Below are 16,630 nucleotides of genomic sequence, written 5' to 3'. Positions count from 1 at the left end.
TGATCTATTGGTTTCTCCGAATCATAATACTGTATATCTATACAGTTATGTGATTTTATATGAAAGTAATCCCACTTTTTGCCTCTGCTGGCATCACGGGCTTTGAGTCGCCAGCGGCAGAGTATAACCAGTTAGACCTATCTCTCGATGAGTTGTTGGTCGAACGTCCTTCAAGTACGTTCCTTGGATTCGCACAAGGCGAATCAATGATTGACGTGGGGATTTTTGACGGTGACTTGTTGATTGTTGATAGGTTTCCAGTAGCAAAGCATAACGATGTGATAGTAGCTAATTTGAACGGTGAATTTATCTGCAAAATCATAGATATGCACAACCGCCAGCTTCTATCAGCAAACCCAAAATATGGCACAGTGACGATCACGGAAAACGATACATTCACGATAGAAGGGGTAGTAGTGAGTTCTGTTCGATTGTTCAAGAAAAGCTTTCTGTTGAGCGCATAAATCATGTTTGCATTAGTCGATGCCAATTCATTCTATTGCAGTGCGGAAACTGTCTTTCGACCTGATTTAAGGGATAAGCCGATCATCGTTCTTTCGAACAATGACGGTTGCATTGTTGCTGCGAATCGTAGAGCGAAAGAGCTTGGTGTTCCTAAGTTTTCGCCTTATTTCAAGATTAAATCAGAGTGTGAAGCAAAAGGTGTGATCGCCTTTAGCTCGAATTACGAACTGTATTCAGATCTGAGTGCGAAGATGATGAATGTTATTGGGCGTTTTGCGCCTGAGCAATTCGTTTATTCGATAGATGAAAGTTTCCTGTCATTTCAAAGAACATTTCCAGCAATTCCATGTTTGAAAAAACATGGTGAAGCTCTGAGAAAAGCGGTTTGGAAAGAAACACGACTTCCAGTGTGTGTCGGTTTTGGAACGACTTTGACACTTGCAAAAATGGCAAATCATCTGGCTAAAAAGATCAGAAGTTTCAATGGCGTTTGTGTTTTGGATGATCAAGACAAAACGTTAGAACTACTGAAAAACGTTGATGTGTCTGATGTGTGGGGCATTGGCAGACGTTTATCTAAGCGTATGCAGTTCATGGGGATTAACACAGCGTATGACTTAGCGAAATACCCTGTGGGGTTATTAAGAAAAGATTTCAATGTAGAAGTGGAGCGAACAGCAAGAGAGCTAAACGGGCAGATCTGCAAAGGATGGGATTTAGTAAAAGCTAATAAACAGCAAATTTATTCTACAAGATCTGTGGGAGAGAGAATCACAGACGTTGAAAGCTTGCGTCAAGCTTTGGTTAAACACGCAGGAATCGCGTCAAGGAAGCTGAGAGAAGAAAATTCAATGACAAAAGTGATGTTGTGCTTTGCTGCTTCTTCACCATTTGATGAAAAGCCAGCTTCATTCAAGACTATACATAGATTCAGTTTTCCGACCTCTGACGTTACTCATCTATCACAAGTCGCGTCTAACGCTGCTGATGAATTGTTTCAAGAAGGTGTGAGATTTTACAAGATTGGAGTAGGGCTTTTAGATTTGTCTGATGGAACGATGCATCAATTAGATATTTTAAATGAGAATCCATCCAATGAAAAACTTAACGCTGTTTTTGACGGCCTAAATCGAAAATACGGCACTGATGCGGTGTTCATCGCCGCGCAAGGCATCAAACAGGAATGGAGTATGAAACGGCAATTTCTTTCAAAACAATACACAACAAAATGGTCTGATTTACCGAAAATCAGTTGCAGCTAATGACCTACAAAGTGTTTTGTGAAACAATCATTTAGTTCTTGGTAAAAAACCTTAGCTGTGGGTTAAAACAGTATGTTGTGTTCATGGCAAGTTTTGTCTTGATGTAAATCAGCACGAACGAATGCAGGAAGCCGGTTAAAGGAATATAACCGCCATTTTTCAAAGGAATCAAAAGGAAGGACGTTCGAAGTCACCATTCTCAAAAAAAGGTAAAACTTATGAGCAAGGTGAGCTTCAAAATTCCTGTGTTTATGACAATCAACAGCAAAAAAATTTGCTATCTGATTGACTACGATAGATACGTGGAATTGCGAGCGTTAGGACTGAAAGACAGTCAAATTGTTAATGATTACATTGTTAACAACAAGGCAGCTTAAAATGTCCACAAAACACCGAGAACACTGAAGCCACTCTTTTGAGTGGCTTTTTCTTAGATGTCATCTGTGGATGTAATCAGATTGTTAAAAAATGGATTTTATCGAGATTATTGAGTTATGAAAGCAGAGTGGGGTAACGTGGATTGAAGATTTGTTGGTAAAACAGATAAAAATCAAGAGATTATAATGGCAAGTGGTGACAGTACTTATTTCTCACCAATGAAATTGGCGAGTAGGACCAAAATTTAACATTTAGAGATGGGAGTTTACATCTTGGCTTTGCTTAAGGTTATACATATTTTTATTTAAATCAACCACTTAAGTCTTTTAGGGTTTGCTTTTCGTTAGTCCCTTTTAAGTCTCTTTTGCATTTCTAAAGTTAGCTTCGAATACTCAATGCACCCATCTTAACCTTTAAGTGAGACACTGATACAGCATATACTTAAGCCTGAAAATTGATGCACCTCTTTGTTATAGAGCACAGACATCTATCGCTTATTAGGTATAATCAGCAAGCCCTAACTTACCGTTAGATTTAACCCGAAATTTAGGTGTAAAGATCAATGTCAATTTTATCCTCAAAATCCAATAGTGAAGAAGATTTCATTGAACTCGGTAAACTGATAAAAGAAATACCATGGTTGGCTAAAAAAGACTATGAATCTTCGCTTCCTGCGTTATTGAATACATATAACACTGAGCCAGAAAGAGTAGTGTTAAAAGAACTATTTCGCCGATTCACTCATCATGAAAACGATGATCGTTTAGAAGCAAATGATCTACTGATCAAGATCATAAAGGAACATAAATTTCAGCCCAATGATACTGTATTTGTCGCTACATCCGATGGTAAAGAGTCCGATGGCTCTCAAACTGGCTTATATCAAATAAAGTCTCTACTTGGCAGGCAGGAGGCTGATTGGAAAGAACGTAACTTCCTGCCAGTATTGGATGATAGTTATGATAGGATTCATCAGGCTGGTATGAAGAATATAGTTGTTTTTGATGACTTTATTGGAAGTGGAAAGACAATAGTGAACAAAGTTCGCACTTTGAAAACTGAGATGAATAGCCGAGGTCAGAAACAAAGGAAGTATTTTGTATTTTCGTTTGTTGGAATGCGGTTTGGTGTTGACTATGCAAGGAACGAACTTGGCATAGATATTTATTGTCACACAGAACTAACAAAGGGAATTGTAGACCACCCTAATTCTGAGATAATTAGAGGAGTAGTTCTAAATATGGAAGCGTCGCTATTACCGAAGTGGAATAAGTTAAATATCTCAGATTTTAGTTTAGGTTACAAAGAATCAGAAGCACTCTATCAGTTATATATGTCAAACTGTTCTAATAATGTTCTTCCTATTTTTTGGTGGAAATATGATGAAAATAAAAATTTCAGAAACCCAATGTTTGGTAGGTTAAGATAAATGAATCCGTCACATGTGAAAGTTGCTATTGATTTTTTGAAAGAAAAAAATCAAGCCTCATTATTTGATCTGCATAATAAGTTTCGTCTTACTTATACCGAGTCAGTTAATGTTATCAGCTATCTCAATAATCAAAATATTGTTAGTTTTGACGGGTATAACTTTTCTTTAAACGATGATGTTTCTATTGAAAATATATCGAATTTATATAATGCGATCAGGTTTAGAAGCTTTAGTCTTGAACACGAAATAATAGAAGGCTACAAAGAATCAGCACTGGGAATATCTGATTTATATATGCCAAATCTAAATAGGATTGATGGTTCTTTACTTGTTGACTCGTGAGAAAAATATGATACTGTTCACTGGCTGCTCACCGTTAGTTAGAGCGGGTGATTCGCCCGCCATCAATAAGGCTCACTTTAACCTCATTGATTCTCTACCGGATTTCGTGACGGTGGGCGGCTTTACATATCACACGTCTATAGAGAAGCTACATTGATGATGGAACAAAGTCGTTGGTTTAAGTTTTTTATAGAAAATGATTTAAACAAATCACAGGCACAGCTTCTAACTAAGTATGCCCAAATACTGGAGTTAAAATCACTCCCTGTAATCTTTGAGCTTGAACACTTATCCAAACTTCTGGGTGTTGAACTATCATTACTAAGCCGAATTTGCACTCTAAATGAACGGTTTTATAGACTATTTAGTTTAGAAAAAAACATGAAGGTTTTCGCCACATCGAATCACCTTACCCTAAGCTAAAATATATTCAGAGATGGATAAATGATAATATCCTTTCTGTTCTGACCGTCCACGATAATGTATATTCCTATTTGCAAGGTAAATCTCATATTGATAACGCAAAAATGCATATAGGCTGTAAGCAAATGCTAAAGTTGGATTTAGTTAACTTTTTTGGTCATATAACTATAAGTCAAATTGAGAAGGTTTTTATTGAATGTGGGTATACTAAAGATTTAAGCAATAAATTAGCTAAAATTTGTACATATTACGATCATCTTCCCCAAGGTGCTCCAACCAGCCCTGCATTAAGTAATATTATATTTTATGAGTTAGATTGTATACTCTATGATATTTCTCAATCAAATGGATTGATTTATACTCGATATGCTGACGATCTATGCTTTTCTGGTGATAATATTTCCCAATATGTTGTAGATAATATTTTATCTCATTTGAAGAGTCATGGTTTTAGCATTAATGATGAAAAATCAAGACTTTTGACAGGCAATCAACGAAAAGTTGTTACTGGTCTCTTAGTTCAATCTGATACTATAAGAGTACCTAAAAAAGTAAGAAGAAAATTCAGAAAAGACTCATATTACTTAATTAAAAATGGTTATGATAATTTAGGGAATGAGAGGTTGTTTAATCTTTTGGAAGTTGATGAGTTAATTGGTATTGGTAGCTATATTAAAAAAGTAGAACCACAAAACTCCTATGTTTCTAATGCTTTGATTGAATTAAATAATATTAAAAATAGTTTAATGACTTCTACAAGCTAACTTGATTTAGATTTGTAGGTATTTAGATATTGAAAGTATCCATAGGCATAAATTTTTAAATATTTCACAGGTTTAGATATGATAAATAACCACTCAGTCGAGTGGTTATATTTTTAATATGAAGAGGTTAAAAATGGTGAAGATTGCTTCTAAGGTAAATCAGCGTAGAAGCTGTCATTTGCTTTAGTTTCAATCGACTTTACGTTAGCTATTAAATCTTCGAATGAATAAGGCAGTTCAGCTTTAGGGAACATATCAGCCATGCTTTCCCAATCCTGTTTATACTTATCCGTCATGTTTTGATTCTGAGGGACAAGCATTAACTGTCTCTTCAAAGCTGTTGAACATGAATCAGTGTGCCATTTGTAGTAGGCATCACAAAAGTTAACCACAACTTCGAACAATGCTTTATTTGTACACCATTCTGGATATTCCGAGTCAATTTCGACAATATCATAAAGATGTCGAGCATGTTTATCAGCTAAGGACTCTCTTACATGGTTTGTGGGTATTGCGAACATCTTTTCTAAAATTGTTCTTTCAGGAGACAAGGTTAAAACATCAAAACCATCATCTAAAAGATCTGGTATAGTCTCGCCCAACATATGATTACTATCAATCAATTTATTTGGGTGATTACCTTACAGTTACAGTAAGAGCATTGATTATCTAATCGTGCTACTCAGATTTTCTAAGTAGCACTTTACTGTAATCAGAACTCAAGTGTATGAGAGCCTTTTTCATAAAAAGGACCTACACACATTGTAGTACCTTCTAATTCGCTGGCGATCATAGAAGTGGTATATATCAACTGGAAGTCATTTTTGATGGTATTACATACCTCGACCATTTGGCGTTGAAAGTTCTGACTTCGCTCAACAACCATTCCTTTATCCTCTATATTATCCATGAGGATTAGGTTAGGAAAGCGAGAGTAAGAATCATCGGCAGATTGAGAGAATATGGAGAATCTTATACTGTTCTTCAGCACTACCATTGAACTTGCAGAAAATTTGTTTCTTCCATTCACATACATTTTGTCTTTAGAAAAATCAAAAACGATGTCATCTGGATCATCAAAAGCACCTTCGTAGCCACCGTCAGCTTTTAGTAACTCTTTGGCCTTTGATTCAATACCCTCATAAACAGAGACATATCTTTGCTCTTGCCGAGCCGATATCGTATCTAATTTTTCTTGAAGATCATTGATCTTATTCTGTGCTAATACCTTTTTACGTTGTAAGTTATCTACATTAGATACTTGTTCTCGCTTCTCTTCTAATGAAATGACTTGGCTTTGTTTAAAGCCTATTTCGGTTGATATTTTAAGGAGTTCTGCTTCTTTTTCATCAGTTGATGAGTTTATTTCTTTTAACTCTGATTTTAGTGCATTTAGTTCTTGTTTTATTAAAGGAGTTTGAGAGTCAATTGTTAATAAATCGTCCTCAAAGCTTTTGATTAACTTTTTACTTTCACTGATTTGAAAGTTGAGTTCATTAAGTAGTTGTGAATATGCAAAATCTTTTTCTGAATTATGTTTTGGTGATTTGCAAAGACCACAATTATCACTACCTGCACTTTCCAATGGTTCAAGGCAGGAAGGACAGTATTTAAAAGTGATAGTACCAAGGGAGTTATATGTTACCTGAGACTCGCCAAGAGCCGATTTACGTTGTTCCAATGAACGAAGGAATAGCGTTGTTTCATTAAGCTCTACTTGTGTTTCCAATCTATTAGCTGAATATTTACTCAATTTATTCGATAGTTCTTCAATTTTAGATACAAGCTCTCTAATTCGTTTGGATGTGTCTATCGAAACCTCGGCTGATGGTGTGCTCTTTATTTCTAAGCGTTTATTTTCTAAATCGACAATGTTTTGTTTTACCGCTTCAATATCGTTATTTAGCGACGATAAGTTAACTAAGTTCTCTTTATGACCAAACATTCTATAAATGGAATTTAGCTCGGCATTGAATTTTTCAAATTCTCTGTTTGCTTCAATTAATTCCTGTCTTAAGTTATATGCGTCAAGAGTATCAATGCCTAAAAGATATTCACCAATAGCTCTTCGAATCGTCAAATTGTCAAACTTAGTGTCTTCTTTTAAAAGCTTTTGTGGAGCAGAAAGTTGGTCAACGTAGATTAATCGAAGAATCTGATGCATGGTTAAATTTTTACTGTCATCAGTTTGATGGCGAGGCATATTTAACAATTCAAACATGTGCTGAGAGAAGCTGTGTGTGTCGCCGCTTCTACGCATTCCGTATCTGGTCCAACGTTCATGGTCTTTAAGAGCAGATGTCATTTCTCCATCAAAGAACAGTACCTTTTCTTGACCTGTAGGGGTTATATCTCTTTTTAAGGTCACAATATGACCATTAACAGTTACTTCCAGTGCAACCCAATCACATTGTATTTGATGTTCAGTCCATTCTGTAATTTCAGCGCCAAGTCCATAATTGAGCAAATCCATAATCGTAGATTTACCTGTGCCATTTTTCCCTCTAATAATATTGACGCCAAGGTGAAACTTTTGATCGTAGACAATTTTCCCGGAACCATGTACCACTAATCTATTTATAAATAGCTTTGATAAACTCATGATTTCTCCAAATCATATCTAAATTCCATAAGTCCTGAACGAGCTTTCAATCCTTTTTTTCCATTGAATGAAATATCAGGAAGGTGATTTATTATGGCCTTGAACCAACATTCATCGGACAACTTTGAATTGTTAATTGAATCTTTTAAGGATTTTGGTATGTTTGCGCTATTAATTTTTAACTGACCATCTGTGAAAGATTTTTTATCCAGTAACCCTTTTGCGATCAGGTTTTGAATACAAATTGACTGGAAGTTTTCCAACTCAAACATTACTCTCTTTGTGTTTTTTATCGCTTCAAAAGGTTCTTTGATTTTATTGAAAGCTTCTCGATATGAACGTAATTCATTGGGTAATGGTTTTATCATCTTTAATAGGTGAGGGAAAAGTGTATAAAAGTCCATGACACGATATGTTTCGATGTTGATTGAGTCTTTCTCGGATAATTCCAATATTAATATTAATCGATATAAACAGTGGTTTATATCTTGAGCTGGATGATACATTAACATTGCTTGCTCCACTGAATATGACACTTTCCAGTCAGGAAGTAGAGCATACCACTAACTAAATCGGTTGTTATTAGCGTATCATATCTCACAATTGCTTTGTGTATTGGTTCTACCAATTCATCAAATATAGTCTGATCTATTTGGTGTGTAGCAGCGTTGTTCTCTATTAATGGAGCTATTTTTGAGTGCCAAATAGTGCTAATAGCAGAAAGAATTTGTATGTAAACGTGTTGTTCGGATAAAGACATCTGATTTTTAGCAACTCTCCGTTCGAAGCGACTTTTGAGTAGAACAGCGCGGTCTTTTAATTCTTTCCGTCCGCCAGTATCAAGTTTCTTCTCAAGACCGATAACTTCACGAGAAGGAAAATCCGTGATGTAATCAGCTAAATCCTCAATAATTGCAACAGATTCAGTACAATCGCCTAAGTTAGTTTTGATTTGCTCAATAGCTTGCTCCAACGATGTAAGTTGAACAAAAATATTATTGCCATTGTGTTGAGCTTCATTTTCATAAGTGACACTAATCGATTGAGCCATAATTAGAACTTATTGTCTCCGTTGTGATTAGCATTGTCTCTGTATGTGACAATTACCTCTTTCTTGGTCGGACTCGTAGTGTTGTTTGGTTCATTTGCTGAACTTGAACGATTCAATAGAGCAATTATCATTAAAATAAAGAATATAGCTACAAGTGCTATGATTATGAAGAAAACTCTGTCCGAACCGAGTAAAGATATAATTTGCTCACTAAAGAAGTGTCGCATTAACAGGGCGAATAACAACCCTACTAAACCAACAGCTCCAGTGACTTTGATTATTCCTTCCCATTCTTTGATCATAGATGCGACACCCTGATTTTTTCAGCAATGATGCACTAAGTTGCATTTATTTTCCAGAATCTTGCTCAAGTTTGCCAAAGTTCATACAAGCTTTCCTGCTCGATTCGTTGCTCAATGCCAGACGCGGTTTAGTAGCAATCTGCTACCGATTTGTTCAATAGGCTTTCCTTTCTAAGTTTCAATAGTAGTTACACGTCTTCTTACTACCAAACATGAAAAGCTATTCCTCGGTATGGCTTTTTCTTATCTGTCATATACGGATATAATCAGATTGTTAAAAAATGCATTTTATCGAGATTATTGAGTTATGAAAGCAGAAGTTAAGTGGATTGAAGATTTAAAATTTGTTGGTAAAACAGATAAAAATCAAGAGATTATAATGGCAAGTGGTGACAGTACTTATTTCTCACCAATGGAAATGGTACTAATGGCCGCTGGTGGCTGTAGCTCTGTCGATGTTGTCGACGGTTTGAAAACGGCAGGACAAAAGGTCTTGTCTGTTAATGCCAAGCTAACCACAGAGCGTCGTGAAACCGCACCACGTATCTTTACGCAAGTGAATATCCACTTTGAAGTTTCAGGTGACGAGCTTGACCCAGAAGTCGTAGCAAAAGTGGCGGCTGACTCGCTAGAAAAATACTGCTCGGTTTGCTTAATGCTAGGTGAAGGTGTTGAGATGACCCACAGCTGGGAAATCGTGTAAGTCGACAGACTCCACAAAATATAAAAACAGGAAAGAGAAAAGTGCAGGCTTTTCTCTTTTTTTATTCCGCAATTCACGTACCGTGTGATTAATCTGAAAGTAGTAATTGCAGGTTTTAGGAGTCTCCCAGTGACAGAACTCGAAAAAATGATGTCTGGTCAAATCTTTGATGGCATGGACAAAGAAATTGACGCAATTAGAAGTCATGCTCTTCAAGCACTTAGAGCGCTCAATAACAATACCGACGAAAGTCAGCGCGACGAATTACAAAAACAGCTGTTTGGCAAAGCGGGTCTTTGCATTGTTCAAGCACCTTTCCATTGCGAGTTCGGTAAAACCATCGAAATCGGCGAAGAAACCTTTATCAACATGAATGTGGTCATGCTTGATGGCGCTAAAATTACCATCGGGAACCACGTGCTAATCGGTCCAAGCGTGCAATTGTATACGGCTTCTCATTCTGTTGATTACCGAAGTCGCCGACGTTGGGAGACGTTTTGTAAACCTATCACGATTGAAGATGATGTGTGGATTGGTGGTAACTCCGTCATTAACCAAGGTGTAACGATTGGTGCTCGCTCGGTGATTGCGGCGAACTCGGTCGTCAACCATGATGTGCCGCCAGATTGTCTATACGGAGGCACACCAGCTAAGTTGATTCGTCGTCTCAACGAAGAAGAGTAGAGAGCTGTTGGCAAAACACTGGCGATTAGAGAGTTCTGCCTGAACTCTCTTCGTCGAGTACATCGTTATATTTAAGTGTTAATTCCTCACTCAATTGCTAAAAGAACGGCCCCAATTGATAAAGTCAGGGCAACGACAACAGAGTTAACAATGATAATAACTAGTAATAGAATCGACAAATAACGATACCATTTTGGTACTTCTCCAGAAATATTAGGTAATTTTCGCTTTTTACCTGAGCTAGGTTGGACGATTAAACGAACAAACATCAATGTCCGGAAAAATGCGTAAGGCCACCCCGTGAATAGAGAAAGCTCAAATTCATTAAAATATGGTTTTTTAAAATAGTTCCCAACAATCTTCTTTGGCATCAGAAAGTGCATGACACCGATAAAAATGGTTTGTAAGAAAATAATAACCACACCAGTCATTAAAGTGTAAAAAAGAAATGTGATTACTTGCTGCATATAGCTTCTATTCCAGTACTAGCGACTAAGTTTGGCTTGCTTTCACTTGAATTATAAAAGCCTTTTGCCACTTTGCCGGAAGCGTAGCCTACAGCCGTTGAACCTGCAGCGAGTACAATAGCAGTCCCCCAACCAATAGGATTTGATACTAAAAATAGACCGACTAACGCACTAGTGCCCATTCCTACAGCTGTGCTAGTTATTGACTCAACAAAAATTTCATTCTTCTCATGTTGGTCTAGTGTATTCGCGATATGACTGCTGGGAGCCGCTAGACCAACAACTACTAAAACATGTCCGCCAACTTTAGATTTCTGAGCTACTTTATTCAGTTTTTCGGCTTGTTTAACTATATGAGCATTCGCAGATAATCCACCACTTCTAGCTATACGAATAGACTGGTAAATTTTTTATTACTACCAAGTGATAAATTTAGCCTTTCATATGGAGAACCATACATGTTTAATATAATTGATGATAAGTTATCATGAGTTTTTATTCTATACTCAAATAATCCCGACATAGAGCACCTCTAGCTAATAATTAATTTGCTCAGATACTAACAAAAAACTATATTTAGGAAGTTTATTTTTTACATTCTAGACTTTCATTTTAAAAATATCCAAATTGGATGATATATTTGTCATTTACGTGCAATTGTTAGTGTCGTTATTTACATTTAAATTGTGATGTTGGATTTAACTGGATAAGTCAATATCATAAATGATCCGCTAGTGCTAAGAAACCTGCGATAAAAAATACAAGCGTTAACATTGTAGAGTTTATCATAATTACCCATATTAATATGAAGGATAATAGACGGTACCATCTAGGCACCTCTTGGGATACATCGGGTAACTTTCGTTTTTCACCTGAGTTAGGTTGAACGATTAAACGAACAAACATCAATGTTCGGAAAAATGCGTAAGGCCAACCTGTAAATAGAGCTAGTTCGAAAGTGTTAAAATAAGGTTCTTTAAAGTAGCTATTGACAATGTCTTTTGGCATTAAAAGGTGCATGATACCTATAAAGAATGTCTGGAAAAAAATAACTAATACACCAGAGAACATTAAGTATCCAATAATGTTCCAGATCAATTGCATATTACACCTATCCTTATAATAAACCGATGCTTTTTCAAGGTTTATCCTATTTATAGGATATCAATATCCTAATATTTATCATGAAGAAATAAAGAGACTAACAGATAGCCTATATCTTAGCTATGAATGGAAGGGCGTTTTAGAAGAATGTCGAGAATGAAAATAAGAACTATCTTATTGGTTTTTTGTAAATATAGGTGGTCGTATATAAAATTGATAACGTGTAATGGCGAGGTGTAAGCCTTGCGTAACTAACAAAGGTTGGTTAAACAAGGCTAATAGTCGGTTATGGATGAATAACGATTTGTTGATCTTCTGTCATCACAAGTGTCGCTTTGCTTTGTTCGATAAGTTGGGCTGCATAAGAAGGGGTAACGGCCTGCATATCACCTTTAGATCGAAGAGTTAAAGACTCCCACGCTTGATCTCGATATTTCCCTGCTTGGGTGTATTGAATCAGTACTTTCATAGCTTCACGCTCCGGTGTGGTTGACGTGCTACTTAAGTTAACGATCTTAGGTTAGTTGCGCATCTGTTAAAAATGAAACATTAGTTTAACCAAATGTGCCTTTCCAAATATCGCGCATTGAGCAGAGCAATTTAGAATCCTTGTGATGGAGGGATGAAAAACACTCAATCTTTCGATTCATACTGCGCAATATAATGTTTGAGAGATTTGGTTTCCGCATTCTGAAACTCTTCATCGTGCATACGCAGTGCTTGTATACGGTCGAGGCGGAACTGGCGGTAGTCATCGCGCAATTCGCACCAGGCGACCAGCGTCCAGACTTTGCCCCAAAAGAACTGGCCTAACGGTTGGATTTTTCTCTCGGTCACCTGTCCGCTTTCATCTTGGTAATCCAAACTGACCTTAAACTGATGATCAATCGCGTGGCGCAGAAGCTGCCCTCGTTTGGCAGTCTCGGATTGGGTATGATAATCGGGCACAATCAGCGGACAATCTTCCACTTGTTGTTTGAGCTTATCGGGCAATACCGAAAGTATTTTGGTGGACGCAGAGTGAGACGCTTCGGCAAGTTCGGCATCCGACCAGGCTCGAACCATCCGCATACCCAGTTCAAGCGCCATCATCTCTTTTTCTGAGAACATCAAAGGCGGCAGATGAGAGCCAGCTTGCAACAGGTAGCCGACACCTGCTTCACCTTGAATAGGAACACCAGAACTGAGCAACGACTGAATATCGCGATAAATCGTACGTTCGCTGACTTCCATTCTTTCTGCGAGCTCTTTCGCTGTCACGGCGTAACGCTTTGCGCGCAAAAGCGTCAGTAGCTCAAACAGTCGTTCTGATTTGCTCATGATGTTCCTTATCTAGACCTACTGGTTGTTAGTAGTAGTGTGGCTGATTACTTCTCTAGCTCACTGCACATTTTTAAGTTGTGATGTTTAAGCTCGAAGCTTTCGCAGTCAATCATTGATAACAGAGGCTGAAATTCAACGGCTTGCTTAATCTGTTTTCCCGCCTGTTTGGCATCGTCCATTGAACGCCAGTAAATGATGTCTGTCCACACATCGTCCGTCGCTTCGTGACTGAGCGATCGGTACAAAAAGCCCGGCAGATTCTTCACAAACGTTTGTGACTGTTTGGCAGCGGCGATCACGTCTTGCTCTGTTGTGCCTGCGGTTAGACGAAATTGCACAGTTTCGATAACGGTTTCCATATTGTGATTCCTTATTGGTTTTGGCGGATTGCCTGTTGAGTTCCAAATAAGGTTACGCGGATGGAATGTCAGAACATGTCAGTAGTGAAATCTCACTCACTTATCATCAATATGGTTATTTTTCTGGGCGGTTGTAACGATCCCAGTAAGGTAAATCTGTACCGAGTTTTTCGCTGATAAAATCGATAAAGGCTCTTACTTTCAACGGCATGTGCTTGCGCTCAGGAAAAACCGCATAAATGGCGTGTTCTGGTAGAGAATACTCTTCCATCACCGGTTTTAGATTTCCTGCGGCAAAGTCTCTTCCTGCAATAAATGTTGGCAGTTGCGCAATGCCCGAACCTCTTAACAGCAACTGGCGAATGGCTTCGCTGTTATTGACGATAAAGTTTCCTTTTGGAAGCACCTTGTATTCGCTGCCGTTGTTGATGAACATCCATTCGACGCCGCCACGGAAATAGGAATAGCGCAGGCAGTTGTGACTGACTAAATCACTTGGTTTTTGTGGTGTGCCGAACTCCGCTAAGTAATCTGGCGAGGCACAAAGCACACTTTTACAAGGGGCGAGACGTTTTGCGATGAGATTGGAAGAGGTGAGTTCACCAATACGGATCCCCAAATCAAACCCGTCTTTAACCAAATCGACCATTTTGTCTTCGAGGTTTAAATCCACTTCAATTTTCGGGTAACGAGCGAGAAACTCGCTGATCAAAGGCGCGATATGCAGCACACCGAAAGACATCGGCACGGTAATTTTGAGCCGACCTTGTGGAGAGCCTTGCAGCTCCGATACCGCGTCCACGCCTTGCTGGGCTAGGTTGAGCGCTTGAGAGGCGTACTCAAAATAGCGTTCTCCCGCTTCGGTCAGGCTCAGCTTACGCGTAGTTCGATTAAGGAGACGAATGCCCAAATCGTCTTCTAGCTGGTTGATGCGTTTGCTGATCGCCGATTTCGTCAGATTCAGCTGTTTGGCCGCAAGGGAAAAGCTGCCACATTCGACAACAGCAACAAAAACGGGCAGGGAGGCAATCGCGTTCACATCAATCTCCTATTATCGTGAAGCATTTATTGTTGAGCACAAGGATACAATTAATTTCCAATTATAGAGATTATCTTCAAGAAGAAAACAATCTAGACTATGCACCAGTATTACGACCTTGATTTTGGGAAGAAGAAAATGAAGTACGATTGGATCCTGTTTGACGCTGACGAAACCTTATTCCACTTTGATGCTTTCAAAGGTTTGCAGCTTATGTTTTCTCGCAAAGGCGTAGATTTTACTGAACAAGATTTTGCTCATTACCAAACCGTAAACAAACCGCTTTGGGTGGATTACCAAGATGGCAAAGTAACGGCAGATGAGCTAAAACATAACCGCTTTACCGAGTGGGCTGAGAAGTTGAATACCACAACAGCAGATCTCAATAGCGCATTTTTAGAAGCAATGGCCGATATTTGCAGCTTGTTGCCAGGTGCAAAAGAGCTGATGGAAGCGCTGCAAGGCAAAGCTAAAATGGGCATTATCACCAACGGTTTTACAGAGTTGCAAGCAATTCGCCTTGAGCGCACAGGGATGACTGAGTATTTCGATAAAGTGGTGATCTCTGAACAAGTGGGCGTCGCAAAACCGGACTTAGGCATTTTTGAATACGCGATGCAGCAAATGGGCAACCCATGCAAAACGCGTGTACTGATGGTGGGTGACAACCTGCATTCCGATATTCTTGGTGGCAATAACTTTGGTATTGAAACTTGCTGGTTAAATACCACAGGCGCAAGTGTCGATGAGCGTATCGCACCAAATTACACCGTTGAGTCTTTGAGTGAACTAAAGAACATTTTGGTGGCGTAACCGAATCGGGTATTATTCCGCAGTAACCCTCAGAAAAATCAAGGAATAACCATGCCAGACATCAAACAGCTAGACAGCAAAGTCGTTTACCAGAATAAGTGGATGACGGTGCGTGAGGACAAAATTTTACGTCCGAGCGGTGCAGAGGGCATCTATGGTGTGGTCGACAAACCTGATTGTGCTGCGATTCTGGCTATCGATAATGGGATGATTCACTTGGTTCAGCAGTACCGTTACACCGTAGGTCAACGTTGCTGGGAGATCCCACAAGGGGCGTGGGAATCAAACCCAGATACGGATCATCTTGAGCTTGCCAAAGGTGAGCTACGTGAAGAAACGGGCATGCAGGCGAGCGCCATGGCGTATGTCGGCGCGCAGTTTATCGCATACGGCTTTTTGAATCAGACATGTCACGTCTACTTCGCCAGTGATTTAACGGACGTGGGCAATCAACTCGACAGTGAAGAAGAGGATTTGATCACTCGCGCTTTTTCTGTTGAGGAGTTCGAACAGATGATGATCGACGGCACGATCAAAGATTGTGTCACCATCGCCGCTTATGGTTTGGCGAAGCTGAAGAAATTCATTTAGTTATCCATGACGATTTTTAATGAAAACAGCGGCCTAGTGCCGCTGTTTTTAGTTTGGGTGAGTTCGTTGAGCCATCGCTTACTCGTCGATTTTCTTACCTAAGATTTCCACTTGCGCTTTTTTGGTCACCCCCGCGACTTGCAGCGCTGTGCTGCCAACCGATTCATAGTTCAACTCGATTTTGTCTAACTTCGCGTTATCTTTTGTTGGTAGGCTTAAGCTTCTTGATGACATGCCTTTAGTCAGAACACCTAAACTGTCGAACGTCTTTTCCTGACCATCTTTCATGATTACTTTAACGCTTTTCAGATCGACCGTACCTTGCGTACATTTGATTTTGATGTGGCTGAAACGAGCGTTAGCAAATGGTGACAGTGGATTGACTGTGTCGGTTTCCGATTTAAAACTGACGGTTTTATCTGCAATCTTGTCCCAATCGTTGTCTCCAGCAATCGATTGGAAAGAGGCTACAGCCGCTAAAAGACAGAGCGCGATGGTGTTGAACAGTTTCATAGCTTTTCCTTAC

The 16,630-nt window shown here is 38.8% G+C and carries 20 protein-coding genes and 1 pseudogene; 10 read left to right on the top strand and 11 right to left on the bottom strand.

The genetic code is table 11. From position 1 onward, the window contains the following. Nucleotides 1–59 precede the first annotated feature (59 nt). The 6 genes and pseudogenes from P4S59_RS24045 to P4S59_RS24020 form a co-directional block, all read left to right on the top strand. Nucleotides 60–464, top strand: a complete 405-nt coding sequence (locus P4S59_RS24045; protein ID WP_029803474.1) for a LexA family protein — start codon at nt 60–62, stop codon at nt 462–464. Between the two features lie 3 nt (nt 465–467). Continuing rightward, the gene (locus P4S59_RS24040; protein ID WP_337169190.1) at nt 468–1,727 is read left to right on the top strand and encodes a Y-family DNA polymerase; all 1,260 of its coding nucleotides are present in this window, start codon (nt 468–470) and stop codon (nt 1,725–1,727) included. A gap of 218 nt (nt 1,728–1,945) precedes the next feature. Continuing rightward, nucleotides 1,946–2,104 (top strand): hypothetical protein, encoded by a 159-nt coding sequence (locus P4S59_RS24035; protein ID WP_261932496.1) that lies wholly within the window; start codon nt 1,946–1,948, stop codon nt 2,102–2,104. Nucleotides 2,105–2,667: 563 nt separating this feature from the next. Then, nucleotides 2,668–3,534: a phosphoribosyltransferase-like protein gene (locus P4S59_RS24030; RefSeq protein WP_140320683.1), complete on the top strand. Its 867-nt coding sequence runs from the start codon at nt 2,668–2,670 to the stop codon at nt 3,532–3,534. After that, nucleotides 3,535–3,879, top strand: coding sequence for a hypothetical protein (locus P4S59_RS24025; protein WP_140320685.1), 345 nt, complete (start codon nt 3,535–3,537; stop codon nt 3,877–3,879). A 383-nt stretch (nt 3,880–4,262) separates the two neighbouring features. Next, nucleotides 4,263–5,066, top strand: a pseudogene (locus P4S59_RS24020) (reverse transcriptase family protein); the annotation flags it as partial. Nucleotides 5,067–5,215: 149 nt separating this feature from the next. On the opposite strand, the gene P4S59_RS24015 reads toward P4S59_RS24020, so the two are convergent. The 5 genes from P4S59_RS24015 to P4S59_RS23995 all read right to left on the bottom strand — a co-directional run bounded on the left by P4S59_RS24015 (nt 5,216) and on the right by P4S59_RS23995 (nt 9,021). Next, complete coding sequence (locus tag P4S59_RS24015; protein WP_337169189.1) at nt 5,216–5,689, bottom strand: nucleotidyl transferase AbiEii/AbiGii toxin family protein; 474 nt, start codon at nt 5,687–5,689, stop codon at nt 5,216–5,218. An 89-nt stretch (nt 5,690–5,778) separates the two neighbouring features. Beyond that, on the bottom strand, nt 5,779–7,668 hold the full coding sequence (locus P4S59_RS24010; protein WP_140320691.1) for an ATP-binding protein: 1,890 nt from the start codon (nt 7,666–7,668) through the stop codon (nt 5,779–5,781). Beyond that, nucleotides 7,665–8,180, bottom strand: a complete 516-nt coding sequence (locus P4S59_RS24005) for an ABC-three component system middle component 5 (protein WP_069540689.1) — start codon at nt 8,178–8,180, stop codon at nt 7,665–7,667. The genes P4S59_RS24010 and P4S59_RS24005 overlap by 4 nt, the downstream gene beginning before the upstream one ends. Further along, complete coding sequence (locus P4S59_RS24000) at nt 8,174–8,719, bottom strand: ABC-three component system protein (RefSeq protein WP_253658251.1); 546 nt, start codon at nt 8,717–8,719, stop codon at nt 8,174–8,176. Before P4S59_RS24000 ends, P4S59_RS24005 begins: the two co-directional genes overlap by 7 nt. 2 nt (nt 8,720–8,721) lie before the next feature. Continuing rightward, nucleotides 8,722–9,021: a hypothetical protein gene (locus P4S59_RS23995; protein ID WP_140320694.1), complete on the bottom strand. Its 300-nt coding sequence runs from the start codon at nt 9,019–9,021 to the stop codon at nt 8,722–8,724. 307 nt (nt 9,022–9,328) lie between these two features. Here P4S59_RS23995 and P4S59_RS23990 point away from each other — a divergent pair, with 307 nt between their 5' ends. Both P4S59_RS23990 and P4S59_RS23985 read left to right on the top strand, forming a co-directional pair. Then, nucleotides 9,329–9,724: an OsmC family protein gene (locus P4S59_RS23990; protein ID WP_253658250.1), complete on the top strand. Its 396-nt coding sequence runs from the start codon at nt 9,329–9,331 to the stop codon at nt 9,722–9,724. Between the two features lie 129 nt (nt 9,725–9,853). Then, the gene (locus P4S59_RS23985) at nt 9,854–10,408 is read left to right on the top strand and encodes a sugar O-acetyltransferase (RefSeq protein ID WP_005393677.1); all 555 of its coding nucleotides are present in this window, start codon (nt 9,854–9,856) and stop codon (nt 10,406–10,408) included. Nucleotides 10,409–10,494: 86 nt separating this feature from the next. On the opposite strand, the gene P4S59_RS23980 is transcribed toward P4S59_RS23985, so the two are convergent. From P4S59_RS23980 to P4S59_RS23960, 5 genes are all read right to left on the bottom strand, one after another. Then, a complete protein-coding gene (locus P4S59_RS23980; protein ID WP_047008157.1) occupies nt 10,495–10,875 on the bottom strand; it encodes a hypothetical protein in 381 nt (126 codons plus the stop codon). A 1,390-nt stretch (nt 10,876–12,265) separates the two neighbouring features. Continuing rightward, nucleotides 12,266–12,448 (bottom strand): hypothetical protein, encoded by a 183-nt coding sequence (locus P4S59_RS23975; RefSeq protein ID WP_047008158.1) that lies wholly within the window; start codon nt 12,446–12,448, stop codon nt 12,266–12,268. A 164-nt stretch (nt 12,449–12,612) separates the two neighbouring features. Further along, on the bottom strand, nt 12,613–13,299 hold the full coding sequence (locus P4S59_RS23970; RefSeq protein WP_229614688.1) for a helix-turn-helix transcriptional regulator: 687 nt from the start codon (nt 13,297–13,299) through the stop codon (nt 12,613–12,615). Nucleotides 13,300–13,346: 47 nt separating this feature from the next. After that, the gene (locus P4S59_RS23965) at nt 13,347–13,661 is read right to left on the bottom strand and encodes a hypothetical protein (protein WP_005497913.1); all 315 of its coding nucleotides are present in this window, start codon (nt 13,659–13,661) and stop codon (nt 13,347–13,349) included. Nucleotides 13,662–13,776: 115 nt separating this feature from the next. Further along, nucleotides 13,777–14,700 carry a LysR family transcriptional regulator gene (locus P4S59_RS23960; protein WP_006741275.1) on the bottom strand — a complete coding sequence of 308 codons (924 nt, stop codon included), beginning with the start codon at nt 14,698–14,700 and terminating at the stop codon, nt 13,777–13,779. Nucleotides 14,701–14,838: 138 nt separating this feature from the next. Here P4S59_RS23960 and yjjG point away from each other — a divergent pair, with 138 nt between their 5' ends. After that, nucleotides 14,839–15,513: a pyrimidine 5'-nucleotidase gene (gene yjjG, locus P4S59_RS23955; RefSeq protein WP_029800868.1), complete on the top strand. Its 675-nt coding sequence runs from the start codon at nt 14,839–14,841 to the stop codon at nt 15,511–15,513. A 51-nt stretch (nt 15,514–15,564) separates the two neighbouring features. After that, nucleotides 15,565–16,104: an NUDIX hydrolase gene (locus P4S59_RS23950; RefSeq protein ID WP_337169188.1), complete on the top strand. Its 540-nt coding sequence runs from the start codon at nt 15,565–15,567 to the stop codon at nt 16,102–16,104. Nucleotides 16,105–16,182: 78 nt separating this feature from the next. On the opposite strand, the gene P4S59_RS23945 is transcribed toward P4S59_RS23950, so the two are convergent. Next, on the bottom strand, nt 16,183–16,617 hold the full coding sequence (locus P4S59_RS23945; RefSeq protein WP_005374106.1) for a hypothetical protein: 435 nt from the start codon (nt 16,615–16,617) through the stop codon (nt 16,183–16,185). Between the last annotated feature and the right edge of the window lie 13 nt (nt 16,618–16,630).

This window comes from Vibrio sp. M60_M70, from assembly GCF_037162085.1.
Classification (GTDB): domain Bacteria; phylum Pseudomonadota; class Gammaproteobacteria; order Enterobacterales; family Vibrionaceae; genus Vibrio; species Vibrio diabolicus.
The sequence above is the reverse complement of the archived record's forward strand: the minus strand, read 5'-3'. Positions and strand labels throughout refer to the sequence as shown.

Bases quoted from the DNA above. Each gene is read 5' to 3' on its own strand.
- P4S59_RS24045 (WP_029803474.1), top strand. From the start codon at position 60: ATGAAAGTAATCCCACTTTTTGCCTCTGCTGGCATCACGGGCTTTGAG.
- P4S59_RS24040 (WP_337169190.1), top strand. From the start codon at position 468: ATGTTTGCATTAGTCGATGCCAATTCATTCTATTGCAGTGCGGAAACT.
- P4S59_RS24035 (WP_261932496.1), top strand. From the start codon at position 1,946: ATGAGCAAGGTGAGCTTCAAAATTCCTGTGTTTATGACAATCAACAGC.
- P4S59_RS24030 (WP_140320683.1), top strand. From the start codon at position 2,668: ATGTCAATTTTATCCTCAAAATCCAATAGTGAAGAAGATTTCATTGAA.
- P4S59_RS24025 (WP_140320685.1), top strand. From the start codon at position 3,535: ATGAATCCGTCACATGTGAAAGTTGCTATTGATTTTTTGAAAGAAAAA.
- P4S59_RS24010 (WP_140320691.1), bottom strand. From the start codon at position 7,668: ATGAGTTTATCAAAGCTATTTATAAATAGATTAGTGGTACATGGTTCC.
- P4S59_RS24005 (WP_069540689.1), bottom strand. From the start codon at position 8,180: ATGTTAATGTATCATCCAGCTCAAGATATAAACCACTGTTTATATCGA.
- P4S59_RS24000 (WP_253658251.1), bottom strand. From the start codon at position 8,719: ATGGCTCAATCGATTAGTGTCACTTATGAAAATGAAGCTCAACACAAT.
- P4S59_RS23995 (WP_140320694.1), bottom strand. From the start codon at position 9,021: ATGATCAAAGAATGGGAAGGAATAATCAAAGTCACTGGAGCTGTTGGT.
- P4S59_RS23990 (WP_253658250.1), top strand. From the start codon at position 9,329: ATGAAAGCAGAAGTTAAGTGGATTGAAGATTTAAAATTTGTTGGTAAA.
- P4S59_RS23980 (WP_047008157.1), bottom strand. From the start codon at position 10,875: ATGCAGCAAGTAATCACATTTCTTTTTTACACTTTAATGACTGGTGTG.
- P4S59_RS23975 (WP_047008158.1), bottom strand. From the start codon at position 12,448: ATGAAAGTACTGATTCAATACACCCAAGCAGGGAAATATCGAGATCAA.
- P4S59_RS23970 (WP_229614688.1), bottom strand. From the start codon at position 13,299: ATGAGCAAATCAGAACGACTGTTTGAGCTACTGACGCTTTTGCGCGCA.
- P4S59_RS23965 (WP_005497913.1), bottom strand. From the start codon at position 13,661: ATGGAAACCGTTATCGAAACTGTGCAATTTCGTCTAACCGCAGGCACA.
- yjjG (WP_029800868.1), top strand. From the start codon at position 14,839: ATGAAGTACGATTGGATCCTGTTTGACGCTGACGAAACCTTATTCCAC.
- P4S59_RS23950 (WP_337169188.1), top strand. From the start codon at position 15,565: ATGCCAGACATCAAACAGCTAGACAGCAAAGTCGTTTACCAGAATAAG.
- P4S59_RS23945 (WP_005374106.1), bottom strand. From the start codon at position 16,617: ATGAAACTGTTCAACACCATCGCGCTCTGTCTTTTAGCGGCTGTAGCC.